20 protein-coding genes and 1 tRNA gene are annotated in these 25,982 nt (G+C 55.9%); 16 read left to right on the forward strand and 5 right to left on the reverse strand.

What is annotated here, in order from left to right; all coding sequences use genetic code 11:
- Window positions 1–47: 47 nt before the first annotated feature.
- Window positions 48–323, reverse strand: a complete 276-nt coding sequence (gene rpsT, locus RDU76_04130; GenBank protein MDQ7798119.1) for a 30S ribosomal protein S20 — start codon at window positions 321–323, stop codon at window positions 48–50.
- Between the two features lie 134 nt (window positions 324–457).
- On the opposite strand from rpsT, the gene scpB reads away from it, so the two are divergent.
- Complete coding sequence (gene scpB / locus RDU76_04135) at window positions 458–1,171, forward strand: SMC-Scp complex subunit ScpB (protein ID MDQ7798120.1); 714 nt, start codon at window positions 458–460, stop codon at window positions 1,169–1,171.
- A gap of 25 nt (window positions 1,172–1,196) precedes the next feature.
- On the opposite strand, the gene RDU76_04140 is transcribed toward scpB, so the two are convergent.
- Together RDU76_04140 and RDU76_04145 are read right to left on the reverse strand one after the other, a co-directional pair.
- Window positions 1,197–2,003: a hemolysin family protein gene (locus RDU76_04140; protein MDQ7798121.1), complete on the reverse strand. Its 807-nt coding sequence runs from the start codon at window positions 2,001–2,003 to the stop codon at window positions 1,197–1,199.
- A complete protein-coding gene (locus RDU76_04145; protein ID MDQ7798122.1) occupies window positions 1,996–2,652 on the reverse strand; it encodes a DUF502 domain-containing protein in 657 nt (218 codons plus the stop codon). Before RDU76_04145 ends, RDU76_04140 begins: the two co-directional genes overlap by 8 nt.
- 43 nt (window positions 2,653–2,695) lie before the next feature.
- Here RDU76_04145 and RDU76_04150 point away from each other — a divergent pair, with 43 nt between their 5' ends.
- Together RDU76_04150 and RDU76_04155 are read left to right on the forward strand one after the other, a co-directional pair.
- The gene (locus RDU76_04150) at window positions 2,696–4,561 is read left to right on the forward strand and encodes an ABC transporter ATP-binding protein (GenBank protein ID MDQ7798123.1); all 1,866 of its coding nucleotides are present in this window, start codon (window positions 2,696–2,698) and stop codon (window positions 4,559–4,561) included.
- Window positions 4,562–4,580: 19 nt separating this feature from the next.
- Entirely contained in the window at window positions 4,581–5,687 is a 1,107-nt protein-coding gene (locus RDU76_04155; protein MDQ7798124.1) for a glycosyltransferase family 9 protein, read from the forward strand.
- 44 nt (window positions 5,688–5,731) lie between these two features.
- Here RDU76_04155 and RDU76_04160 read toward each other — a convergent pair whose 3' ends face one another.
- Window positions 5,732–6,832: an endonuclease gene (locus RDU76_04160; protein ID MDQ7798125.1), complete on the reverse strand. Its 1,101-nt coding sequence runs from the start codon at window positions 6,830–6,832 to the stop codon at window positions 5,732–5,734.
- A gap of 97 nt (window positions 6,833–6,929) precedes the next feature.
- On the opposite strand from RDU76_04160, the gene RDU76_04165 reads away from it, so the two are divergent.
- From RDU76_04165 to RDU76_04175, 3 genes are read left to right on the forward strand one after another with little or no spacing between them, the layout of a single operon-like run.
- Window positions 6,930–8,870, forward strand: a complete 1,941-nt coding sequence (locus RDU76_04165) for an ATP-binding cassette domain-containing protein (protein MDQ7798126.1) — start codon at window positions 6,930–6,932, stop codon at window positions 8,868–8,870.
- Complete coding sequence (locus RDU76_04170) at window positions 8,871–10,445, forward strand: amidohydrolase (GenBank protein MDQ7798127.1); 1,575 nt, start codon at window positions 8,871–8,873, stop codon at window positions 10,443–10,445.
- Between the two features lie 22 nt (window positions 10,446–10,467).
- Complete coding sequence (locus tag RDU76_04175) at window positions 10,468–11,079, forward strand: hypothetical protein (protein ID MDQ7798128.1); 612 nt, start codon at window positions 10,468–10,470, stop codon at window positions 11,077–11,079.
- 253 nt (window positions 11,080–11,332) lie between these two features.
- Here RDU76_04175 and RDU76_04180 read toward each other — a convergent pair.
- Window positions 11,333–11,408: transfer RNA gene (locus RDU76_04180), tRNA-Ile, on the reverse strand.
- A gap of 142 nt (window positions 11,409–11,550) precedes the next feature.
- On the opposite strand from RDU76_04180, the gene RDU76_04185 reads away from it, so the two are divergent.
- The 10 genes from RDU76_04185 to RDU76_04230 all read left to right on the forward strand — a co-directional run bounded on the left by RDU76_04185 (window position 11,551) and on the right by RDU76_04230 (window position 25,849).
- Entirely contained in the window at window positions 11,551–12,642 is a 1,092-nt protein-coding gene (locus RDU76_04185) for a metallophosphoesterase (GenBank protein ID MDQ7798129.1), read from the forward strand.
- 239 nt (window positions 12,643–12,881) lie between these two features.
- Window positions 12,882–13,331 carry an arginine repressor gene (locus RDU76_04190; GenBank protein ID MDQ7798130.1) on the forward strand — a complete coding sequence of 150 codons (450 nt, stop codon included), beginning with the start codon at window positions 12,882–12,884 and terminating at the stop codon, window positions 13,329–13,331.
- A gap of 47 nt (window positions 13,332–13,378) precedes the next feature.
- Window positions 13,379–13,906 carry a thioredoxin family protein gene (locus tag RDU76_04195; protein MDQ7798131.1) on the forward strand — a complete coding sequence of 176 codons (528 nt, stop codon included), beginning with the start codon at window positions 13,379–13,381 and terminating at the stop codon, window positions 13,904–13,906.
- A 57-nt stretch (window positions 13,907–13,963) separates the two neighbouring features.
- The gene (locus RDU76_04200; GenBank protein ID MDQ7798132.1) at window positions 13,964–16,219 is read left to right on the forward strand and encodes a M1 family aminopeptidase; all 2,256 of its coding nucleotides are present in this window, start codon (window positions 13,964–13,966) and stop codon (window positions 16,217–16,219) included.
- 58 nt (window positions 16,220–16,277) lie between these two features.
- A complete protein-coding gene (locus tag RDU76_04205) occupies window positions 16,278–18,491 on the forward strand; it encodes a FlgD immunoglobulin-like domain containing protein (protein MDQ7798133.1) in 2,214 nt (737 codons plus the stop codon).
- A gap of 14 nt (window positions 18,492–18,505) precedes the next feature.
- On the forward strand, window positions 18,506–19,087 hold the full coding sequence (locus RDU76_04210) for a TlpA disulfide reductase family protein (GenBank protein ID MDQ7798134.1): 582 nt from the start codon (window positions 18,506–18,508) through the stop codon (window positions 19,085–19,087).
- A complete protein-coding gene (locus RDU76_04215; protein MDQ7798135.1) occupies window positions 19,084–21,168 on the forward strand; it encodes a hypothetical protein in 2,085 nt (694 codons plus the stop codon). The genes RDU76_04210 and RDU76_04215 overlap by 4 nt, the downstream gene beginning before the upstream one ends.
- Window positions 21,165–22,679 (forward strand): DUF6029 family protein, encoded by a 1,515-nt coding sequence (locus RDU76_04220; GenBank protein MDQ7798136.1) that lies wholly within the window; start codon window positions 21,165–21,167, stop codon window positions 22,677–22,679. The genes RDU76_04215 and RDU76_04220 overlap by 4 nt, the downstream gene beginning before the upstream one ends.
- 37 nt (window positions 22,680–22,716) lie before the next feature.
- Window positions 22,717–24,714 carry a T9SS type A sorting domain-containing protein gene (locus RDU76_04225; GenBank protein MDQ7798137.1) on the forward strand — a complete coding sequence of 666 codons (1,998 nt, stop codon included), beginning with the start codon at window positions 22,717–22,719 and terminating at the stop codon, window positions 24,712–24,714.
- 196 nt (window positions 24,715–24,910) lie between these two features.
- Window positions 24,911–25,849 (forward strand): UbiA family prenyltransferase, encoded by a 939-nt coding sequence (locus RDU76_04230; protein ID MDQ7798138.1) that lies wholly within the window; start codon window positions 24,911–24,913, stop codon window positions 25,847–25,849.
- The last annotated feature ends 133 nt before the right edge of the window (window positions 25,850–25,982 follow it).

The raw sequence follows: 25,982 nt of genomic DNA on the forward strand, positions 1-25,982 counted from the left end.
CGTCCCGAACTGCTTCGGGACGATTCTTTTATGAAATACAGATATGTTTATTCGGGCTGCTTTTTATTTAGGGTCTTGGCCAACCGCGATTTCTGGCGGGCGGCGGTCCTTTTATGGATGGTGCCTTTCTTGGCGGCCAGATCTATCTCCGAATAGGCCGTTGACAGCAACTCGGGGGTTTTCCCCTCAAGCTTGAATTTCTTGACCACCTTGCGCATCTTGGATTTTACGGCCGAGTTGCTTTTTCTGCGGGCCAAGGCCTGCCGGGCTCTTTTTGTTACCGAACTTTTCTTCTTCTTAACCACCTTTTTGATCTCTGCCACGATAATTCCTCCAAATTTTATATGTTGTTGATAATTTTATGCTTTACAAACATATAAAAATATCATATCATTCATATAAAAGTCAAGCATTATATTCAAAATACAACCGGAAGCGAAATTAAAGGACATGCTTAATGGATAGAAGTGAAGCCAAAAGGGTGATCGAAGCCCTGCTGTTCGCCACCGATACGCCGATAGCTCCGTCAAAATTAAAGTCCCTGCTGGGGGAGTTGGACCAAAAAATACTTCGGCAGCTGATAACCGAGCTTAAGGTTGAATACGAGCGCGACGGCCATAGCTTTTCCCTGGTGGAGGTGGCCGGCGGATATCAGATATATACCCGTCCGGAATACGCCAAATGGGTTCAGGAACTTTTCCGGGGCAAAAGGGCCTCCCGGCTGACGGCGGCAGCTCTGGAGACGCTGGCCATCATAGCCTACAAACAGCCTATCATCAGGGGCGACATAGAGGCCATCCGCGGGGTCAATGTCGACGGGGTGATGTCCACCCTGGCCGAGCGCAATTTGGTGGCGGTGGTGGGCCGGGACGAGCGTCCCGGGAAGCCGATATTGTACGGCACCACCCCGGAGTTCCTGCGGTACTTCGGCCTGGCCACCCTCTCGGACCTGCCCAAAATAGAGGAATTGGAGGAGTATCTGAAGGAAAAGGAAGAGGAGCGGGAAAAGATAGACCAGGAGATAGACGCCGAGCTGAGGAAGGAACAGATCCCGAACCACGGGGTGCAGGAAGAAGTTGCCTTCAATAAGATGGAGGGGGGACAGGAGCCGGAGTCGGATGAACCCACCCAGCAGGATACTGATCCCGGCCAGGCCGACCCCGTTGAATAGCTACCCAAGGGATCCAGATCACCAGTTATGTTCGTTTGTCGTGGATAGCCAGTTTCTTTAGCTTTGACGGAGAGCCCTCTTCCACGGCGCATTCCAAATCATGAATGCGGAATTTTTCCCCGGGCAGGGGGATCCGTTGCAGTTTTTCCAGAATATATCCCGATAGCGTATGGGCCTGGCTTTCCAGGTTCAGTTTGAACAGCTCCTGAAACTTGTCCAAGGGGATGCCGGCGTCCACCAGGTAATGGCCGTTCTCCATCATCCGGTATTGCCTGAGCTCCACATTATACTCGTCGTAGAGCTCCCCGACTATCTGTTCCACCAGGTCCTCGGTGGTTATCATCCCCGACGGGATACCGTACTCATCTATGGTAATGGCGATTGAGATATTGCGTTTTTGGAATTCCGACAGGGCCTGGGCCACTTTCATAGTCTGGGGAAAATAATTGGGCAGACGAATGAATTCCACGGCCCTTATATTTTTGGCCGAACGATGCCAGAAGCGCAGCAGCTCTTTTACGTGTATGATCCCTAGGATATTATCCGGGTCGGTGTCATATACCGGAAGGCGCGAGAAACCCCATTGTAAAAAAGCGTCCACGATCTGGCCCATGGTGGCCGACGCTTCCAGACACACCATCTGCGATTTGGGTATCATGATAGAGGATATCGGGGTATCGGCCAGGTTCAGTATCCTCCGCATCATGGACCCCTCCTCCTTGGAGAGGACCCGATGCTTCATGGCGCGGGTCAGCAGGGCCTGCAGTTGATGGTGGGACAGCTCCGGCTGGCGCTGGAAATATTTGTGTATGACCTTCAGAATATCAGCCATCTTGGTCCAGGGGGGTCATTATTTTCAGGCTCTGGGGCGAGACCATGCCCCCCGAAACTATCAATTTTATGGCTTCCTCCACGGTAAGGCTTACCCGGAACAGCCGCTCCAGGGGAACGATCATCACCCGGCCTCCGGTGGGATTGGGGGTGTTGGGCAGGTAAACCGAGTAACCCTTTTGATCCTGCTGCATATCCCACAGGACCTCCGAGGTGAGAAAGCCCAGGGCATAGGTGCCGGGGCGGGGGTATTCCACCGCCACCACTTCGCGGAAGGCATATTTGTTGGTGAAGAAATTATCGGTGAACTGCCGGGTGGTGCCGTAGATTATTCTGACCAGGGGGATCCGGGTCAGAATAATCTCCCAGAACCTCAATAGGCGCCTTCCCAGCAGGTGCGAGGCCAGCAGGCCCACCAGGTAGATCAAGCCGACCAATAAAATAAAACCGATGCCCCAGCGGGCGATCTGGGGAAGGGTCTGGAGATAGGGGATGTAGATCAGCAGTTCGCCGAACAGCCGCCCGCTCCATTTGAACAGCAGCCAGCAGAAATAGGCGGTCAGCCCCACCGGCAGGATGGCCACCAGCCCGGTAAGGAAATTGTTCTTGAAACGACCCTGGGCTGTTTTGGGCGGTGATAAAATATCCATGCCTCAAAAATATCATAAAAAATCAATAAGGTCAAGAAATATTATGCGTCTTTATCTGCGGTTGTTGAGCTACCTGGGGCCCTACAAAAAACAGTTCGCCCTGTCCATTGTCTGCATGATGTTCCTGGCCCTGTTCTCGGGGGCTTCGCTGGGGGTGATCGCCCCGTTCATGAAGGTGCTGTTTCTCCAGCCGGAGCAGGTCGCCCAGCAGCCGGCAAGGATAGCCCTCTCCTCGGGCATTAGCGGCTCATTGGAGCAGCTCAAGAACTGGTTCCTGTGGTGGCTGACCAGCGGGGGACGGATCTCCGGGATAGCCAAGCTGTGCTGGATAATACTGGCGGTGTTCTTTGTCAAGAACCTGTTCAACTACCTGCAGCGACTGCTGACGGTGCATATCGAACAGCATATCACCATGGACATCCGCAACCAGATGTACGGCCACCTCCAGCAGCTGTCGCTGGGCTATTTCCAGCGCAACAAGGTGGGGCAGGTGGTCTCCCGGCTGACCAACGACGTCAACATGGTGCGGGGGGCCATCACCGAGGGGTCGCTGTCCATCGTCAGGCAGTCTCTCCAGGTGCTGGTCTATCTGGCCATCGTGATCATCGCGGCCTGGAAACTGTCGCTGATCGCCATGCTGGTGCTGCCCGGCTGCCTGCTGCTGATCACCCTCATCGGACGGCGCCTTAGGAAAAGGGGCCGTCAGCTGCAGGAGAGGATAGCCGATCTGACCGCGGTGGTGACCGAGACCATCGCCGGGATCCGCCTGGTCAAGACCTTTGCCGCCGAGGAATACGAGAAGCAGAAATTCACCAGATACAACCGGGATTATTACCGGACCATCTTCCGTTTCGAGACCATGTCCGCCCTGTCCTCTCCCCTGACCGAATACCTGGGGGCGGCAGTGGGGGTGCTGATCATCTGGGTGGCCAAGGATTACATCGCCGGAGCCGACGCCCTCAGCCCCGAAAGGTTCTTTGTGTTCCTGGCGGCGGCCTTCTCCATGATCCAGCCGCTCAACGGGCTGGCCAGCGTCAACTCCACGGTGCAGCAGGGCCTGGCTGCCTCGGAGAGGATCTTCGGCCTGCTGGACCAGGCCCCGGAGGTCATCGACCGGCCCGGAGCCGCGGTGGTGGATGAATTCCGTCAATCCATAAAATTCGAGCAGATGGATTTTGCCTACAGCCCCCATCCGGCCTCCGCCGGGGAGCCATCAAATAATGTTCCGGAGCTGGTCCTCCGGGGCATCGACCTGGAGATCAAGCGGGGGGAGATGCTGGCCCTGGTGGGGCCGTCGGGGGCCGGCAAATCCACCCTGGTGGACCTGATCCCGCGGTTCTACGACCCGGTCAAGGGGGCGATCTACCTGGATGGGAAAAATCTGCGGGAGCTGGACTCGAAATCGCTGCGCCAGATGATGGGCATCGTGGGCCAGGAGACCATTCTGTTCCACGACACCATATTCAATAATATCGCCTACGGCAAGCGGGATGCCACCCAGCAACAGGTGGAGGAGGCCGCCCGGGCCGCCAACGCCCATCAATTCGTATCCCAGATGCCGGAGGGCTACCAGACCGTCATCGGGGAGCGGGGGGTCAGGCTCTCGGGGGGGGAACGCCAGCGGATATCCATCGCCCGGGCCATCCTGAAGAACCCGCCCATCCTGATATTCGACGAGGCCACCTCGGCCCTGGACGCCCATTCGGAGGTGCTGGTGCAGCAGGCCATCGACCGCCTGATGTCCAACCGCACCGCCATAGTGATAGCCCACCGCCTGTCCACCGTCCAGCGGGCCGACCGGATAGCGGTGCTGGACCAGGGTCGGATCATGGAGATGGGGAAACACCAGGAATTGCTGGAAAAACGGGGCCTGTACTGGAGACTTTACAATATCCAATTCAACAAATAGGAGGCCAGCCAATAGCGATATGAGGCTGCCGGCAGTAGAGAAATATTTTAAGGCTGCCCTGCTTAAGGCCCTGGGGCTGCTGCTGCCTGACCGGCGTCACCAACCCCGGGAGGTGGACCTGTCGCTGATCAGGCGGGTGATAGTGATCCGCCAGCATGACCAGCTGGGGGACCTGCTGCTGTCCACCCCGGCCTTCCGGGCCCTCCGGCAGGCCCTGCCCCAGGCCCAGATCACCGTGGTGGCCCGGCAGTACACCTATCGGGTGCTGGAGCACAATCCCGACATCGACCGGATCCTGGTCTTTCCGGAAAAATTATATCAGGCCACCCCGGCCAAGCTGTGGAGGCTGTGGCAGGGCCTGAGGCAGGGTTGCGACCTGGCGGTGGTGCTCAACACCATCTCCCATTCGCTGTCCAGCGACATTCTGGCCCGCCTCACCGGGGCCAAATTCATTTTGGGCTCGGCCGAAAACCCCTTCCCGGGGGCCCGGCCAAATTTGTTTTACAACCTGCTGGCTCCCGGCTTTGGGGAGCGGGTTCACGAGACCCGCCGCAACCTGAGGATCCTGGAATACCTGAACATCAGAACCAAAGATATGGGAGAGAGCTGTGCCCTATCGCCCCAGGAGGAGGAACAGGGCCGGGACATCCTTTACAAGAATCACATCATGCCGGAGCGGACGGTGGGCCTCCACCTGGGGGCCTATAATGTCTGCAACCGCTGGCCGTATCAGAATTATGCGGCTCTGGCCGACTGGCTGGTCAAGGATTTCGGGTTCCAGGTGGCGGTGTTCTGGGGTCCGGGGGAGGAGGAGCTGGGGGAGAGATTTATGGGGCTGGTGAAGAGCGAGGTCAAACTTCTGTCCGGGCTGGACATACGCCAGCTGGCCTCGGTGATAAAACCGCTGAGGCTGATGGTCTGCAACGACACCGGGGTGATGCACCTTTCCGCGGCGCTGGGCACCCCCACCTTCGCCATCTTCGGGCGGAGCGAGCCGGAGTTCTGGCGGCCGCTGAACAAGAATTTCTACGGGGTCCGGGGGCTGGACAAGAACTGCGCCTCGGCCGAGCTGGACGTGGTCCAGTCGGGCATAAAAAGGATGCTGTCCCGCAGGGATCTCTTTTAGTTGAACAGACCAAAACAAAAAGGGCCGGAAATCCGGCCCTTTACTCATTTCAGCATTACCATTCTCTTCAAGTCAACCGTCCTGCCTTTGACCGAGAGCCGGTAAAAATATATTCCCGGCGGAAGCATATTGCCTGTCTGATCGGCGCCGTTCCATTCCAGATCATATTCGCCCGGAGCCGGGTTAATCACTTCCACCGTCCTTACCGCCTGTCCCAGCAGGTTGAAGATCTCGATCCGGGCCCGGCCCGGCGAAGCCAGGGAATAGCTTATGACCGTCCTGTCCCGGAAGGGGTTCGGATTGTTCTGGTACAATCTGTTTCTATCGGCTATGGTGGCCGTTGGCTTGCCGGTTACTCCCAAAGCCGGGAAATAGGCCCGGCGGATCAAAGTGCTGTCCAGTACGAAGGGATTGACCTTGTTCTGCTGGTAGGCGGCGATCTTCTTGGTGCGGGCTATCTCCCGGGCATCGGCCGGGTCGCTGACATGCCAGGCATACAAAACATCCCTCTGGTCGGTCCACCAGGAATCACTGGTGTCGCCCAGCTGCCAGAAGGTAAGCATGTAGTACATGGCCCGGGCAGTATTGCCTTTTTGTGCTTCGCGCGGCTCAAACTCATTGTTCGATCGATTCTCGGCATAGAGACTGATATTCGTGGACGGTATGGCAGACGTCGTGGTGTTGTTGTAATACCAGGCAGTGGTCAGGTTATCGGGAATCTCCGTAAAAGGGTTGTTATCCCTGGCTCCGTTTACTTCGATATCGGTCGGGAACAGATGGTGCAGGTCGGAGACGGCGGTGCTGGACGACAGCATGCTTTGGGGCCAGGTATGCTCGCAGTTGATGCCGTGGTCATAGGCCCAGGTGCTGGGATCCTGGCCGGGATCCATATATATCCTATATCCGCTGTAGACACACTCCAGGCTGTCGTTCAGCTTGTCGATCTCCCCATACATAACATCCCTGCCGGCATCGTAGCCCAGGTTGGAGGTTGATTTATAGGCCGAGATCAACGAATTCCGCAGAGTAGCGCCGGTCTGCCCGGGGAAAATGGTGGAGTCCGGCGGGACGGTCCCGGCGGAAACCAATCCGGCAGTGAACATTTCTATTGAAATAGCCAACAAGAAGAATTTAATGTTTTTCATGTCAGTTCCTTTAGTTTAACGACCTAATTATCAACCCTGACAGTCGAAAAGTCAAGCCCTTTGCAATCGACTTGTATTTTATGGTAAAATCAATACTATGATCCAGCTTTCCAACATAAACGTATCCTTCGGCGAAAAGGCCCTGTTCAAGAACCTGGGGTGGAATATCGGCCTTAACGAGAGGATCGCCCTGGTGGGCCCCAACGGGGCCGGCAAGACCACCCTGTTCAAGGTGGCCCTGGGGCTGATGACTCCCACCCAGGGCCAGCGGTCCTGTTCCAACGGCATGCGCACCGGATATCTGCCCCAGGAGGAGGTGGTGCTGGCCGGCCGCTCCGTTCTGGAGGAGGCCATGTCGGTCTTTGCCGACCAGCGCTCCATCCAGGAGGAGATAGACCAGCTCTCCAGCCTGATGTCCACCATGGATCAGGATGATCCCGAACTGGTCCCGGTGGTGGAACGCTACGGCGAACTGCACCAGATGTTCGAAGGGTTCGACGGCTACCTGCTGGAGACCCGGGCCCGTTCGGTGCTGCAGGGGCTGGGATTCTCCCCGGCCGACCTGGACCAGCCGGTGGAGAATTTTTCCGGCGGCTGGCAGATGCGCCTGGCCCTGGCCAAGCTTTTACTGGAGGAACCCTCCTACCTGTTCCTGGACGAGCCCACCAACCACCTGGACATTGAGTCCATGGACTTCCTGGAGGGCTATCTGAAAGGCTTCAGGGGCTCGATGGTGGTGATCTCGCACGACCGCTATTTCATCGACCGGACCATAAAAAAGATATACGAGCTGGACCTGGGGCGCTTTTCGCTCTATCACACCAATTATTCCGGCTACCTGGAGGAAAAGGAGAAGCGCCGGGAAATGCTGGTCAAACAGAAGGAGGAGCAGGCCAAGGAGATCGAACATATCCGGGAGTTCATCGCCCGCTGGAGGGGCAACTTCATAAAGCGGGCCATGGTTCACAGCCGGGAGAAGATGCTGGAGCGGCTGCTGGCGGAGCGGATAGAGATACCCCAGAGCCGGCGCAGCTTCCGGCTGGGGCTGCCGGAGGCGCCCCACTGCGGGCGGCGGATGCTGGAGCTGTCCCACGTCACTAAAGGCTACGGCGACAAGGTGGTGCTCAAGGACATCGATTTCCTGGTGGAGAAGGGCCACAAGATAGGCCTGTTGGGGGTCAACGGGGCGGGCAAGACCACCCTGCTGAAGATGATGGCCGGGGTGGAGGAGGTGACCTCCGGGGAGAAGACGCTTTATCCCAACGTCAGCCTGGCTTATTTCGCCCAGCACACCGCTGAGATGCTGGACCCCGCCAAGACGGTGATGGAGCAGGTGGAGTCGGTGATCCCCACCGAGACCCCCGGCCGGGTGCGGACCATCCTGGGCGCATTTCTGTTCTCCGGGGATGATGTCTTCAAGCCGGTCAAAGTGCTGTCCGGCGGGGAGAAGGCCCGGCTGGCCCTGTGCTGCACTTTGCTGCTGCCGGCCAATCTGCTGATCATGGACGAGCCCACCAATCATCTGGACCTCAAGGGCAAGGAGGTGCTGGAGCAGGCGTTAAAAGAGTTCCAGGGGACGGTGGTGCTGGTGACCCACGACCGCTATATCATCGATCAGGTGGTGGACACCATCGTCGAGGTGGCCGACCAGGCGCTAAAGATCTATCCCGGCAACTATTCCGAATATCTGTATAAAAAGGAGCTGGACCGCCAGTCCTCCCAGGCAGCCAGCAATGCCCCCAGATCCGAACCGGCCAGCGAGGAAAAGTCGGACTGGCAGGAGGCCAAGCGGCGCAAGGCCCGGGAGGCGGCCGAGGAGCGCAAGCGGCTAAGGCTGATCTCCGAGCTGGAGCACCGCATCGCCAAACTGGAGGCCCGGCAGAGGCAGCTGGAGTCGCCCTCCGGCGGCCTGGCCGATCCCGAGGTCTATCGTAACGGCGACCGGATGAAGAGGCTGATGAACGAGTTCGACTCCAACAAGCAGGAGCTGCAGCGGCTGCTGGACCGCTGGGAACACTATCAGGCGAAAGGCCAATAGATGAAGAATTCCATCACCGTCATCATCAACGCCGACATTCATACCATGAAGGGCCGGCAGAGGTCCAGAGCCCTGGCCTGCGATGCCGGGGGCGGAATGATCCTGGATATCGGCGGGAACAGCCAGATACTGGGCAGATACAAGGCCCTCAAGCCCGAGGTCATCGACCTCAAGGAGAAGGTGGTCCTGCCGGGCTTCACCGACTGCCACACCCATTTCTGCAATTACTGCCTGCTGGCCTCCCGGCCGGACCTGGACGGCATCCGGTCCATCAAGGAATGCCTCCAGGTGGTGGCCAGATATGTCACCGGGAATCCGCCCGGGCAGTGGGTCTTGGGCGGGGGCTGGAACAAGAACCTCTGGAGCGACGGCCGCCTGCCGTCCGCCCAGGACCTGGACACGGTGTCCATCAACAATCCGGTGATGCTGTGGAGCAAGGACTGGCACACCATCTGGCTGAACTCGGCGGCCATGGTGGCCCTGGACATCCACTCCCAGACCCCGGAGGTCCCCGGCGGAACAATCGAGCGCGACACCAAGGGCCGGCCCAGCGGCCTGCTCCGCGAAGAGGCGGCCAATCACTACTATCGCCTGGCTTCCAAGGCATCAACAGAAGAATATTCCCAGGCCGTGATCCAGGGCCAGAGGATGTTCGCCAAACTGGGCCTGACTGGGTTCCATACCATGGAGGGGGTGGAGGAATTCAATATTCTGCAATCATTGTCAAGGCAGAATAAATTATTCTTAAGGGGGACGCTTTACCATAACATCAAGGCTTTGGATGGGCTAATCTCGGCCGGGATAAAAAGCGGCTTCGGCGGCAGGAACTTGAAGATCGGAGGGGTCAAGCTTTTTGTCGATGGTTCGCTGGGCTCCCAGACGGCATTGATGCTGGAGCCATACCGCAACAGCGCCTCGCGGGGCATGAACACCGTGCCGCCCGGGGAACTGCTGGCCCTGGTTAGCCGGGCCTCACAGAACGGGCTGGCTTGCGCCATCCACGCCATCGGCGATGCTGCCAACCGCCTGGCGCTGGATACCTTCCAGAAGGCCAAGGATCTCAATATAGATCTGCGGCACCGGATAGAGCACTGCCAGCTGGTCCATCCCGAAGATATTGCCAGGTTCAAGGAGCTGGGCATCATCGCCTCGGTGCAGCCCATACACTGCCCCTCCGATCTTGATCTCATTGAAAGATACTGGGGTGAACGGGGGGCCTACGCCTATCCCTTCGGCGATCTGTCCAGGAAAAAGGCCAGGGTGGTCTTCGGCTCGGATTGTCCCATCGAAACGCCGGATCCGTTCCGGGCCATTCAGGCGGCCGTCACCCGGCAGAGGATCCCGCCGGACCGTCCGCCGTTCCATCCGGAGCAAAGGGTTTCATTATGGAATGCCATAAAAGCCTATACCGTGGACGCGGCCTATGCCTCGGGGGATGAGGGCTGGAAAGGGACGCTGGAGCCGGGCAAAGCGGCGGATCTCATCTGTCTTTCGGAAGATATCTTCAAAGTTAAGCCTGAGGAGATTCATAAGATAAAGGTGAGGAGGACTTTCATCGGCGGGAGAGAAATTTAAAATATTAATTATTGGGGGTTATATGAGAAATACAATAATATTCGTAATCATCGCAGCAATATTTTATTCGTGCGGTAAAATAGAAGAAAATAATAATACAAAAGTTGATATTAAAAGTAATGCGCAAACTATACAAGACTCAACAATATATTGTGCTTTAAAATACAATCTTGAAAATTTTACAATAGCACATAATACGTCAAATAATATTGATTCTGTTATAAAGTATTATGAATTAAATGAAAATAATAAAATTGGAAGCAAAGCAAAGTCATTCCCAGAAACGCAAGAAGACGAACAACTCTTAAATACATTTATTGGTATAATTTTAAAAGGCAATTTAAATATCACCTATACAATAAAAATGGCTCTTATCAATAAAAACAATGCTGAATTAGGTGAGATTTTCGCGGATATGATTGAAAAGCATTGGCAAAAACCAGAGGAAGATTTCATTAAGGCCGTCATCAACTTACCGGATTCAGAGAGTGTAAGAATTATTTATAATACAACACCAGAAGACCCAAAAGAAGTAAAAGAAATCATAAAAAAGATAGATAAAATGCCACAAATAAAAAATCTAAAAGGTTATGTTTTATTAAAAGAAAAGTTGGTAGAATTAGCAAATAGGTAATGTATTGCCCCGCTTAATGCGGGGCAATACACATACATCTTGGTATTTGACCGCCCCCTAACCCCCTCCGCTGCGGAGGGGGACTATTAGATGACATATTTTAATTGAACGTTATTGTGCGTAATAATAAACACCTCTCCACATTGGAGAGGGGCAGGGGTGAGGTCAAATAAAAAGGGACGATCAAATGATCGTCCCTTAAATATTTCTGGTGCCCGCTCAAGGCGGACTACTGCCTAGCGAGAAGTCAAACTGGTGGGCCCTCGGGGATTCGAACCCTGAACCAACGGATTATGAGTCCGCTGCTCTAACCGTTGAGCTAAGGGCCCACAAAGTGCGGTAATGATAACATATCGATAGAGGGTTAGTCAATATCTTTAATGCCCGCAATGCGGCAGATCCTGGCTTGACATGCCGCGCCGGGGTTGTTATAATCCTATTAAATTTAATGAATAACATTGATATCCAGATATGAAAAAGAACATTTTAATTTCGGCTTTCCTTGCCGGGCTTGTCTCCCTGGCCCTGGCCGGGTCATTCGGGAAACAGCCAAAACCAGCCATCCAGAAAGGCCCCTACCTTTCCTGGGACGACGATCCCCGGACCACCATGACCGTCAGTTGGGAGACCAATACTCCTGTTTCCGGGAAACTGGCCTACGGGCCCCGGGGCAAGATGAACTACATCCTGCGGGACGACCAGGCCGGGACCCTGCACCACCTTAGGATAAAAGACCTCAAGCCCGACACCCGCTACTACTACCAGTTGCTGAACCTGTCGGCCCCGGTCTGCAGTTTCAGGACCGCGCCCCGGGAGATGCGGGACTTCAAGTTCGTTATCTACGGCGACACCCGGACCTTTCCGGAGCAGCACAAAAAGGTGATCGCGGCCATAACCCAGTACAACCCGGAGTTCCTGATCCATACCGGCGATTACATCCAGGACGGGCGGATCTGGGCCATGTGGCAGGAGTTCTTCGACGCCAGCCGGCCCTTCTCCTCCTTCATCCCCCTGTATACGGTGATCGGCAACCACGAACGGACCTACGACAACTACGTGAAACTGTTCGCCCTGCCCGGCAACGAACGGTGGTATGCCTTCGATTATCTGAACGCCCACTTCATCGTGCTGAACAACGAGGAGCATTACCAAAAGGGTTCCCAGCAATACCGGTGGTTCGAGGCCGAGATAAAACGTACCCGGCCGATGTACAAGTGGCTGTTCGTCCTGCAGCACCGCCAGACCTACTCCTCCGGCAAGCGGGGCAGCGACCAGGATATCCTGGAGAATCTGGAACCGCTGTTCCGGAAATACCGGCCGGATGTGGTGTTCTGCGGGCACGAGCATTTTTACGAGAGGCAGCAGCGGGGCGGGGTCAACTATATCATCACCGGCGGGGGCGGGGCCCCCCTGTACGACGTCAACCCGGGAGATTCCACTTTTCACGCCGAGTCCAGCCTGCATTACTGCCAGGTGGAGGTCGGCGACAGCACCGCCAGGGTGCGGATGGTCCGGGTGGACGGCAGTTCGCCGGACAGCCTGGTGCTGAGGGCAGGCAAATAGTTTCGACCGTGTGGATCGGGGCTCCGGGGATATCCCGGAGCCTTTTTATTGCTCTCCAGGGATCGGCAGATCTGCGAAAATGGCAGGGTCGGTTGTTTAAGCCCAGCTATTGCAATAAATTACATTTTTCTTGTTTTAAAATGTATATATAAATAAATTAACTGCAATTAATTGCAAAAAGATGTTGACACGATATGGGTATTATAATATACTTCCCAAAATGATTGTAAAGCGAGTTTATGTCAGCAAAGATCAAAAGACAGAACGTCATCAAGGAACTTTTGAGCGAGCGGGTGATCTCCGGCTACGGCCAGCTTTCCCGGGCCCTGGCTGGAATGGGCATCAAGGCCACCCAGGCCACCCTCAGCCGCGACTTCGCCGAGATGGGCGTGATGCGCACCGTCACCCCCGACGGGCCGCGCTACCTGATGGACGAGGATGAGACGGGCAAGCATATTGACCAGCTGCTGAGGTCCGAGATCCTGAGCGTCAGGAACAACGAATCAATGGTGGTGATCCACACCCTAGCCGGCCGGGCTCAGGGGGTGGCCCGGTATGTAGAACAGCTCAACCGCAAGGAGATCCTGGCCACCATCGGCGGGTATTGCACGGTGCTGGTGATCCCGGCCTCCACTGCGTATGTATCCAAGGTGGTCGCCATCATCAAGCAGGCCATAAACCGGTCCTAAACAGGTCTCAATAGTTATTTATAATACCATTGATTAAGGCGCGATTGATGAAAAGGTCTCTGTTACTGGCGACATTAGCGGCTTCTCTGGCCCTGGTCATCTCCTGCACCGGCAAGAAAGCGGCCGAGAACAAGACGGCCGGAGCTGGGGAGGGCGGAGCCCAGACCGAGTGGATCGGGTTCGACCAGGCCATGGCCCGGGCTGCCCAGGAGGACCGCATCGTGATCGTTGATTTTTCCACCGAATGGTGCAAATGGTGCAAAGTGATGCTGGCCAAGACCTACACCGATCCCCAGGTGGTCAAGGCCATCGAAGAAAAATTCCTGGCGGTCCCCATCGACGGGGAAAGCCCCGAGAAGATAACCTATCTGGGCAAGACCGTGACCCAGTCGGACTTCACCCTGAGCATGAAGGTGGAAGGGTTCCCGACCACTATGTTCCTGGACAAGGAGGGCAAGGTCCTGGAGCAGAGGGCCGGATATATAGATGCCACCAATTTTTTAAAGATGTTGAATTTCTTTTCTTCCGGAGCTTATAAGACCACCAAGCTCGACGATTATCTTACCGGGAAATGACAGATTATATTCTCTGAGCAATAAAGGCGTTCAAGCAAACAATCACAAAGGGGGACCATGAAAAGAATTTTAATGTTAGTAATGCTGGCGCTGGCGGCCCCGCTGGCGGCCTCGGCCAGTGATCTGGAAACCCGTCCACCGGTTTACAATTATTCATTGGACCCCGGAGGGGCCAAATTCGACACCACGCTGGATTACTTCATCGACGATTACAAACTTTACCTCAACCTGCCGATGTACAACGATTCGCTCTACGGGAGATCCTCCGTTTCCATGTGCACCAATGTCGGCGGGGCGGTGACCGTCACTTTTAACTATGGCGACCTGGTGATCGACTCGGTGATGGACATGGACGGGTTCCCCTGCGATTACGACACCGGTGCCGGAGTGATGAATATCAATGTCAGTTTCAAAACCCCCAGCTGTTTTGTGGTGAATATCTACTACCGGGGCGGCGGTTTTGCCAAGGGATATCATCATTTCCTGCAGGGCGGGAGCCAGCTTCATACCATGGCTTACACCATGAGCGAGCCGCAGGATGCCCGGTATTGGATGCCCTGCATGGACGAGCCCTGGTTCAAGACCACCCAGGGCTGCAGTTTTTATATCACGGTTCCCGACAGTTATAAGGTGGCATCGAACGGGATCCTTGTGGACACCGTTCGCTCCGGAGATTCCCTTACCTGGCACTGGCAGGAGGACAGGCCCATAGCCACCTACCTGATGTCCTTTGCCGTCTCCAATTACGCTTTCTGGTCCGATACCGCCTATACCTCGATCGGGGACACCATCCCCCTGAACTATTTCGTATGGCCGGAGGATTCCCTCCAGGCGGCCCTGGTCTTCGATTCGGTCTCGGTGATGCTGGAATGCCTGACGCAAAAGTTCGGGCACTATCCCTTCCAGAAATACGGGATGGCGGCGGCATACCCGTTCGGCTTCGGGGGAATGGAGCACCAGGACATGACCACCATCAACCGCAGTTGGGTGACCGGGAATTCCCAGAGGGGGATCCTTCACGAACTGGCCCACATGTGGTGGGGCGATCAGGTCACCTGCGGATACTGGTCGGATATCTGGCTCAACGAGGGATTCGCCAGCTATAGCGAGGCCATTTATGACGAATACAAAAATGCCAACCAGCCCGGCATCTATATGATGCAGACCTTCACCAAGGCCCTGAACGCCACCGGCTATGCTATCTACAATCCGCCGCCCGAGTCGCTTTTCGCCTCATCGATGGTCTATGCCAAGGGGGCCTGGGTGCTGCAGGGCCTGCGCTGGGTGATGGGCGATGCTCCGTTCTTTGAAACCCTGGCCGCCTACCGCGACAGCTTCAGCTATGGCAACGCCGTCACCAGCGATTTCCAGAGGATCGCCGAACAACACTACGGAGACTCGCTGAACTGGTTCTTTGACCAGTGGGTGTACCGGGCGGGGCATCCCATCTATTCCACCATCATCTATTACAAGACCCATGATGACAGCAACTCGGCCTGGGTCAATCTGAAGCACACCTCCAACACCGGCGAGCTTTACATGATGCCGCTGGCCCTGGCCTGCAGTACCGGCGTCGGCCCGGACAGCACCATTGTGGTCTGGGACAGCCTGGCGGTTCAGGATATTCTGGTCAACGATGACCAGCCGATCCTTAAAATCAAATTAGATCCTGACAGCTGGGTCTTAAAAGAATGGGAGGACTATCTGCCGGAGATGTCGTCCCTGACCACCAACGGCTCAAAATACGGCGGTAGCCTGATCGATGTCTATTGGCATGATTTCTGGGTGGACACGGCCTGTGCCGGATATAACCTTTATCGGGCCGAAAATATGGCCGGTCCGTTTTCCCGGGTCAACCAGGACATTATTTCCGATACCAGTTACTCCGACACCACCACCTATGACGATACCGAATATTACTACGCAGTGACTGCGGTCAGTTCGATCGACACCTGCTACGAAACGCATCTTTCCGGTGTGCTTTCGTGCGTGGCCGGGGTTGCAGGGGGCAGGCCGGATGGCGGACCTGTCGTAACGGACTTCAGACTTTATCAGAACGCTCCCAACCCCTTCACCGGGCAGACAGCCATCAATTATCAGATCCCCAAGCCGGGAACGGTCAGCCTGAAGATCTATAATATCGCCGGGCAGCATGTAAAGACCCTGGCCGATGGCACCCAGCCTGCCGGGCGGTATACCGCCAGATGGGACGGCCGGGACAACAAGGGGCAAAAGGTCGCCAGCGGGTTGTATATCTATTGTCTGAACACCGGGGACCGCAGCTTTGTAAAGAAAATGCAGTATATCCGATAAATAACCACAGCCGGCAGCTATAGGGTTTATGATAAAAAACCACAAAGGAGAAGGAACCATGAAAAAAACCTTGATCGCAATGGTCCTCGTAACGCTGGCTGTTTTGCCGGCACTGGCCGGGGTCTGGGTGGAGGATTTCGAGCCGGCCACCTTTCCGCCTGACGGCTGGTCGAAAAGCTATAACTTTCCCATCTGGTCACGCTCCACCAAATGTAGCGGCTACGGCACCGGGGTGGCGTCCGCCAAGGCTGATTTTTACAATACGTATTACATATGGACGGTGGCGGGCAGATGGGAGGACCTGATAACTTTGGATGTGCCGCCGACCGGGGCCAGCGATTCGCTTAAATTCGATCATGCCTATGCTTGCTATTCTTCAGCCAGCGGGGGAGAGAAGGACACCCTGAGGATCTCCACCTCCACCGATGGAGGTTCGAATTGGACTGAGTTGATAACCCTGATCGGGGGACGGCTGGGGCCCCTGAATACCGGGGGATATACCGCGACTGATTTTGTTCCCACCGCCGCCCAGTGGGCCACCAAGATGTACACCATTCCGACCGGGACCAACAAGATAAAGTTCATGGCGAAATCGGCCGCCGGGAATAATCTGTACATAGACAACGTCAAGATCTCCTCGCCCTCCCCGGCCCATGACGTCTGCGCCATGAGCGTGCGGGCTCCGGCCGGACCGATCACTCCCAAAGCGTCGGTGTCACCCCAGGTGCTGGTGAAGAACATGGGCCAGAACACCGAGAGTTTCAACACCACCTGCAACATCGCTCCGATCGGAGGCAGCCAGGTCTACAGCCAGACCCTGCCGGTCACCAACCTGGCGGCCGGGGCCACCCAGACCCTGACCTTTCCCAGCTGGTCCCCCGACTCGGGGGAGATGTACACAGTTTCCGGCATCACCAGCCTGGCCGGGGACCTTTATGCCGCCAATGATACCAACCAAAGCACCCCCTCGGCCTATTATTCCCCCAACCGGGTGATGGTGGACCAGTTCACCTGCACCAGCTGTGCCCCTTGCGTAGCGGGGAACGACACCATGAACGACGTATACCGGGACCTCAAGGACTCCCTGACCCTGATCCGCACCCATGTCTGGTGGCCCACCAACAACGATCCCTATTACCTGGGACGGGGACCGGATACCATGGAGAACCGGGCCCGCCGGACCTATAACACCGTTTCCTATGTGCCCTGGATCACGGTGGGGGGGATAGTTCATCCCAATTACACCGAAGCCAGAGCTTATATATTAAGCCAAAAAAAGATCGCCCAGCCCCTGACAATAAGCCTGGAAGGCTGGTATGACGCCAGCGGGGATTCCGGGGTCATAACTGCAGTAATAAAAGCCACCGGAAGATTCCTCGCGGCTTCCAAAGCCTCGCTTACCCTGCGCTATGCCATTACCGAGGACAGCAGTCTCTATACCGGTACCAACGGCGACCCGATCCATCATCAGGTGCTGCGCGATATGATCCCGGATAACAACGGGGTCCCGATCGCCATCGACAAGGACCAGACCGTGGTCAATTCGCAAAAGTACACAATATACACCGGCGGGGTGGTTCCCTACACCTGGACCGAGAAGAACTGCCAGTTTGTGGTCTATGTACAGAACGATGTCACCAAGGAGGTGCTGCAGAGCGCCACCTGTGGATTGAATGCCATACCACCCTCGGCCGTTGAATTATGCGCCTTTACCGGAATGGCGGTGAACGGAGGGATAGCCCTGCAGTGGAGGACATCCAGCGAGTTCGAAAATGCCGAATGGCTCATCGAGAGATCGACCTCTCCGGGCGAGGGGTTCATTCGAATAGCCGAAGTTGCGGCCGAGAACAATCCCAACGGGCATATTTACAGCTACACCGACCGGACCACCCAGCCCTACACCGACTATTATTATCGCCTGGGTGACAAGGACATCCACGGCAAAATCACCTGGAACAGCACGGTGCTGATCACCAGCCAGGGGGTGGCCATCACCAAGTTCTGGCTGGCCGCCGGGCGGCCCAATCCCTGCCGGGACCAGGCAACTTTTGAGTACGCCCTGCCCCAGCCGGGCGAGGTGTCGATCAGGATCTTCGACATCTGCGGCCGTTTGGTCAGCACATTGCCGATGGGCCCACAGAATGCCGGGCTTCAGCAGGCGGTATGGGACCTGCGCGATAACACCGGAAAACCGGCGGCCAACGGGGTCTACTTCTTCCGGATGACGGCCGGGGAACACACCGCTACCAGGAAGATCACGGTGCTCAGGTAGGATCGGAGGATACGATGAGAAAATTCGCATCAATCATGCTCGCGGTGGCAGGACTACTGGTGACAATCACAGCCATCTCCACCGCCGGGGAGCTCAATTTCAAGCTCAAACCGCTGGAGGGGAAGAAGAAGGTCGAGTTGGCCCGGGTGCTGGAAAGCGGCCCGGCCCTGATTGCCTTCTGGGCCACCTGGTGCCATCCCTGCCAGGAGGAGCTGATCCACATCCAAAAGCTTTACCAGATGTACGCCGACAGCGGGATGTCATTTTACGCCGTCTCCATCGACGACGCCAAGACCGCCGGCAGGGTCAAGGCGGTGGCCAAGGGGAAACGGTTCACCCTGCCGATCCTGCTGGACCCCGAGCAGGAGGCGATGAGGAACTTCGGCCTGGCCAACGTTCCCGGGGTCTATATCCTGGGCCGGGACGGGAAGCTGCTTTATCAGCATACCGGCTATAAGCCCGGAGACGAGGCAGCCCTGGAGGAGAACGTCAGAACGATCATTAAACTCGCTCCGAGATCAATCGCTCCCGCTGTTTGTGATTCGGTGGCCTGCGGAGCAGATTCTTCCTGTTGTCCGGTCAAGGAGGATAAATGAATTTTAAAAAGACCCTGGCGACGGTAGTGCTGTCCATCACCTTGGCGTTGTCCCTTATCAGTTGCGGCAAAAAACTTCCCACGGCTGTGACTGCCAGTCAGGGATATCCCCGCACGGTGCTGGTGGAGCTGTTCACCTCGGAAAATTGCTCCAACTGCCCCAACGCTGACGCCGCCGCTGAAAGCCTGTCTACGGAGATGGGTGATTCGTTATGTCTGGTAGAGATGCACCCAAAAGAATTACCGCCATTTAGCGATAGTATAGGAATTGATGCGACCGATCAACTGATTACCCAATATTGGAGCGGCGAGGCCGAGGCAGGCTCATTGCCACTTTTCGTCTGCGACGGGCTTGACAAACGGTTCAGGGCGCTTACTATCGATGAAGCCTACCAAAAATATCGGGAGATGGTTGATGTTCGAAAATTACAGAAAAGTCAGTTCAAAATAGCTCTTACCGCTCAGTTGGACCAGGATGCCATAATCTACTCCGCCCAGATAACCGCCGACGGCTCCCTGTCGCCGACCGGCGACCTGGGCCTGGTCCTGCTGGTGGTGGAGGATTCGGTGAATGCCTACGGCAAGGTGTTCCGTTATGTGGCTCGTTCGCTGACCCCCAATACCCAAGGAGACCAGTTGGATATTCTGCCGGCAACGACTGTTTCCCGATCGGGCAGCATCCCCAAAAATTCAGGATGGCTGCCCTGGCGGCTGTCGCTTATAGCTTACGTACGCAACAATGACACCCGGGAGATCGTTCAGGCGGCCAGGGTCCGCATCTATGCCGCCACTACCGCTCCGGCAGTGCCGGTTTTGAATCTGCCGGCCGACAATGCGCTAAATCTGGCCCTGAGCCCGACTCTGAGTTGGCTGGCCAGCAGCGGAGCGGCCAGCTATACCCTGCAATACGACACCGACAGCCTCTTCGGCGGGGCGGTTTCCCAGAGCGGGCTGACCGGGACCAGCCTGCAGATCAAAGGCCTCAGCAATGCCACCACCTATTACTGGCGGGTCAATGCCAGCAATAATGCCGGGGCATCAGGGTGGTCGGCAATTCGTTGTTTTACCACCACCGCCACTCTGCTGCCGGGCAATCCCATCTTGGCCGCGCCGGCGAACGGCGACACCGGGGTCAGCAAAAGCCCGGCCCTAAGCTGGAATGCTGTCAACGGAGCCACCAGCTACGGCCTGCAGGTGGCCACCAGCAATTCATTCTATCCCGCCAGCATGACCTATTCCCGATCAGGATTGACCGGCACCACTCAATCGATCTTGGGGCTTGATCCCGGGATTGCGTATTACTGGAGGGTCAACGCCTCTAATATCGCCGGGGCTTCAGCCTGGTCGGAGACCTGGTCATTTACCACCACTACCAATCCGGCCCCCGAACCTCCGGCCTTGATCTGGCCGGTCAATGGCGAACTGAATTCAGGCACCAGTCCGGAGTTGGTCTGGAATGCAAGTTACGAAGCTTCCAGTTATACTTTGCATATCTCGCCTTACAGCGATTTCAGGGGTTTAGTTTACAATCAAGGCGGATTGCCTGATACCAGCCGAACCGGCACCGGACTTGACTCCCTGACTACGTATTACTGGCGCGTCAACGCTACAAATGCAAACGGAACATCAAATTGGTCAGCGTCCCGGGCCTTCACCGAATCGCGGGGTTACAGTTTCTCTCGTGTCATCGTGCCCGATACGATAAGCTGGTTGCCTGACACTCTCATTACCTTCAACCTTCAGGACACTCTTACGCATCCAGAGATTCCCGGATTCAATATGTATTATACGAACCTGAAGTCTACCCGTCTTACCTTATATAATCACGCACCCAAAGAACTTTGTTCCGACACGGTGCTGATGCCGGGAGGACAATTGTGTGTTTCCGGGATTTGCGGACCATCCGGTTTCCCCCTTTCTTCTCAGATTAACGGGAACAGCACCCAGTATTGGACAGTGCATATATTTTTTACCGTTCAATATCCTCCAGCCGGAATGTATAGTTTTAAATTACTAGCATGGACCACAGATAACCCCAGCCTAGTCATGAGTCGCAATCTCTATCTTGAGGTGACTCCATGAGAATAATAATTACCCTATCTGCTTTGATTATGTTATCTGGCAGCGCCCGGGCCTGGGATATTTCCGGAGGCAACCAAGCGACCATATGGGCCTCGCAGGCCGATTCCACTAATGCCTATAATGTGCTTCATTATAAGGAAGATTGCGACCTGCGGCTGTCCGGCAGTCTCAAGGATGACATCAAGGTTGAAGCCGGGTTGAAGTTTTTATACGACCAGGAGCGCTGGGACGACCAGCCGGTGTTCTCCGGGATCTCCAAACGGTATCTTCAGCTGAGGACCGAAGATCTATCGGCCCGAGCCGGGACCTATTACGCCACCCTGGGCCGGGGCCTGGTGCTGAACTGCGCCAACGAACAGGCCGCCAAGATAGACCGTTATCTGGACGGAGCGCTGGTCTCCGCTTCTTTGGAAGACCTGGGTGATGCCCGTTTGCTTTTCGGGCGGATCAGGGAGAATACTGTGGAACTGGATACGTCAAAGACGTATTTTGGGACAGAAATAAAGATGACCAGATTTGCTTTTATTACTCCGGGGTTGACTTATTTGAGGGCTAACGCCGCCGGTCCGGCCCTGGATCCTTCTTTCGGCAAACCGGCGGACGAGCAATACAGCGGAATCCTGGGCGGAACGTTCGGCCCAGTGGACCTTTACGGGGAGTACGCCGGCCGGCGCACCTACGGGAGGTTGTCACCTTCGGCCGGCTGGGTGGGGATAGAGGACGTTAACGGCCACGCCTTTTATGGCAGCCTGACGGCCGCCTACACCGGGCTGGGAGTGGCGATGGATTTTAAAAAATATCAGGACTTCGATGCCGCCATAAATGCGCCGCCGTCCTGCAACCGGGAGGGCCGACTGTTGAACAACGGTCAGGACGAATACGGTTTTCAGGCCGACCTGACGGCCACTCCCTGGATGGCCTGGGAATTCCGGGGCAACTACTCCTGGGCCCGGACCGGCGAGGCAAGGGGCGAATTGATAACATCCGACGGACAAGTCTACCCCGGCACCCAGAAATGGCAGGATGTTTTTGTGGAGGGGCGGTGGGAGGCCCGGGAGGATATCATTCTTAATGCCGAAGGACGCCAGAGGCAGGAGGACAACCTGCAGCCTGATATCATCAGAAAAGAATATATGGGGGCTTCGGCCGGTGTGGTTTGGAAATACGAAGGGTCCAGAACTCTATCGGTCAAGGCCGGAGGCAACCGCTATAGGAACATCTACGATGTCGAAAAACTTTATTATGACGAGGTTCTGGCCGAACTGGGCTGGGTGCCATTGGGATGGCTGAATGTCTTCGCCACCGCCGATCTGGCCGACAAGCCCATTGCCGAGTATGACGATCAGAAAAGCTGGGGTGAGGCCGGATGCACCATAGATTTCGACCAGGGCCGCCAGCAGCTGAAGGTCTCGGCCGGCCGGACCAAGGGCGGGCTGGTCTGTTCCGGCGGGTTCTGCCGCTGGGAGCCGGCCTTCAAGGGGTTTAAGGCGGTTTGGAACTGGAAGTTCTAATGAGGATGACCTGTCAACAGCAATCCATGAGAATAAAATGAAGGAAAGCATTGTGAAGCGACGAATATTGGTAGCGGCCATTCTTTTAGCGGTTGGTGTTTCGCCGATCATGGCGATCGGCATCAATGGTGCCGTAAATAAAACTTTCTCCCCTGAAGTATATCTGGCTGACGCCGGGCCAACCGGGGCCAAGGCCGGGGATTATACCGCCAATTCCTTCAGTGCCTGGCCTCCCAACGGCGGATGGACGATGGATCCGATCTCGGGTGACGGGGCCTGGCTGCAGGGGTCCCTGGAGATGGGCAGCGGGGTCTCCCCGGACAGCGGCTGCCAAGGGACCCTGAACTTCGCCGAGTTCGATTCCTGGGACTTTGCGGTGGGCGTGATCGGTGATATCATCTCCCCGGAGATCACACTGCCCAATCCGGCTGATGACTGCAGCCTGAGTTTTTACGTCTGGAATCATTATTACTCCACCCCGGGCTATAATTTCGATTCCCTATTCGTTCAGATCACCGGGGATGGGGGAGGGAACTGGTCCAACCTGGCGCTGGTGACCGGTGATATCAATGCGTGGTCTTACCAAGCCCTTTCTTTAAGTTCCTATGCCGGGCAGACCATCCAGGTCAGGTTCCGGGCCAAGAGCGATTACGGAGCCTCCAATATGAGCCTCGACGAGGTCCGGATAGGCAGGCGCCCGGTTCAGGATGTGGGAATGGTCAGCATCTTGACCCCCGGGAAATCCATGCCGGAAGAGGCCTCCCCGGCGGCCGTGGTCGTCAACAAGGGAGCGGGGACCGAGACCTTCGAGGTAATCTGCACCATCGACTCGGCGGGAACTGAAGTCTACGCCGATTCAAAATTTGTCAGCAGCCTGGCGTCCGGGGCCCAGCAGAGCGTGGTCTTCGCATCCTACGCTCCGGCCATCGGCAATGGCAACATCTATACCGCTACCTTCAACACTCTTCTGGCAGGCGACGGAGATCCCGGCAACGATACCCTGGCCTGCAGTTTCAACAGCTACACCGAACAGCGGACGGTGCTGGGCATGGATTATACTGCCCTGTGGTGCACTTGGTGCCCCTGGCACCAGGTGGCCTGGAAGATGTTAAAGGAGGAGGTAGGCGACTCCCTGTGCGTGATGGGCCTTCATTCCAGCAGCACCGGGGACAGTTTTTATGTGGCCCACTGTGCCGATCTGAAAAATTATTATGCCCTTGGCACCGGACTGCCGACCTCCATTATGGATGGGATGATCACCTGGGTCGGCTCGGATACCTCCGGAGCCGGCCTCGGGCAGTACAACGCTTTTCGCTCCAGCTTTGATAAACGGAAAATGATCAGATCCCCTTTCAATTTCACGCTTGACGGCACATATAACGGAGGCACCGGAACTTTGAATGTTACCACCAACTATCCCGGAGCCACGCCCATCCCGGTCACCGTTTGGGTGGCCGTCATCGAAGCCAGCAAGCACACCCACTGGCCGACGGTGGCCAGCGCCTTACCACAGGACAGTATATATGACTTCGTGCGCGATGTACTGCCGGCTTCGGCCGGCGACACCTTCAGTGTGACCGGGGGAACGGTCAGCAGGAACTATCCTTTCACAATAAATGCGGGATGGAATGCCAGTGAACTGTCCTTTGTGGTCTGGGCCGAGAGCCGCGGGCTCAAGGAGAACCTGCAGGCTGGGGAGATCCAATTATCGGAGCTTACCGGCGTGACCGGCAAACCCAATGATTCAAGCCTGGAATCAAGGACCCAATTGTTGCCGTGCTTTCCCAACCCCTCCGGCGGTCAGATGGTATTCAGTTATGATCTGGGTGTCTCCCAACAGGTCGACCTGAGAGTTTACGATATCTGCGGACGGTTGGTGCAGACCTTGGTGAGTGAAAGGCAGGAGGCCGGGGTTCATAAAATAAATTGGAAAGGGTACGGCCATAATGGACAAAAATTGTCCAATGGGATATATTTCTATAAACTCTCGACCGAAGATTATTCATCGGTGAAAAAACTAATGATATTGAAATAGGTATAGAATACTTCTTTATAATCATTCCCCGGCGGTGTCCATGGCTGGGGTCATAGCCAAAGGCCCGGTTAAAACCGGGCCTTTGCTTTTCCGTCGACCCTCTGCTAGAGATGCGGTTCTTCTTTTCTTGACAACATAGGGGCCCGCTGATATAATCCTACTATGATTGTTCGTAAATTTTTATACACATAAAATCATGGACCGCAAAAAATCACACTTCTTGGACTATTTTTTCGTCCTGCGTCCCATCCTGCTGGTGCCGGCCTGGACCATGCTGTTGGTGGGCTATTGCCAGGCGCAGGGGCATCTTTCGATCACCCTTATGCTGCCCGGCAAATTCTGGCTGGCCATGCTGCTATACAGCGGCTTGATGGGGGCGGTCTACATAGTCAACCAGATATTCGACGTGGAGACCGACCGGCTGAATAAAAAACTGTTCCTGGTGGCCGAGGGCTATGTCAGCAAAAAGGCCATTATTATTGAGGCTTGTCTGCTTTTTGCCCTGGCGTTGATCGTTGGCTTTTGGAGATACTCCGTTCTGTTCGGGGTCATTATCACGCTATCGGGAATATTGGGGCTGCTTTATTCGGTGCCGCCGTTCAAGTTCAAGGCCAAACCTTTCCTGGATATGCTGGCCAACGGCCTGGGATACGGCCTGCTGGCCTTTGCCGTCGGCTGGCTATCGGCCGGCCGCGACAATGCCAATCTATGGTTGTTCTCCATGCCATATGTGCTGGCTGTCTCCGCAGTATACCTGAACACCACCATCCCGGATCATAGCTCGGACAAGGCCACCAACAATATCACCACCGGGGTCTTTCTGGGCATCAAAGCCACCCGCTGGCTGGCCCTGGCCCTGATGCTGGGCAGCTTGTTGCTGTCGATCCACTTTAAAGACCATCTCTGCCTGGCGGCTTCAGGCGCGGCCCTGCCGTTGTTCGTGATGGCCGTGATCTCGGGCAATATGAAATGGACCATGCTGTCCTACCAGGCCGGCTCGCTGATGCTGGTGGTCCTTTCCGGCATGCTATTCCCGGTGTTTATTCCGATACTGATAGCTACTTTCCTGGCCCTGAAGTTCTACCACAAATGGCGGTTCGGCATGGATTACCCCAAGTTCGCCGATAGGGCATAATTGCACACGGATAACACGGATCGGGTGAGATTTTCCCGGATATATTACCCTTGTTTTTGTGGATCATGAAATATATTTGCCTGCCAGTGGTGCCTAACTTTTTTATGGCTGGGGTTCTGCAGCGCTCAACCCG

It is taken from the genome of Candidatus Edwardsbacteria bacterium, assembly GCA_031082425.1.
Taxonomy (GTDB): Bacteria; Edwardsbacteria; AC1; order AC1; family EtOH8; genus UBA2226.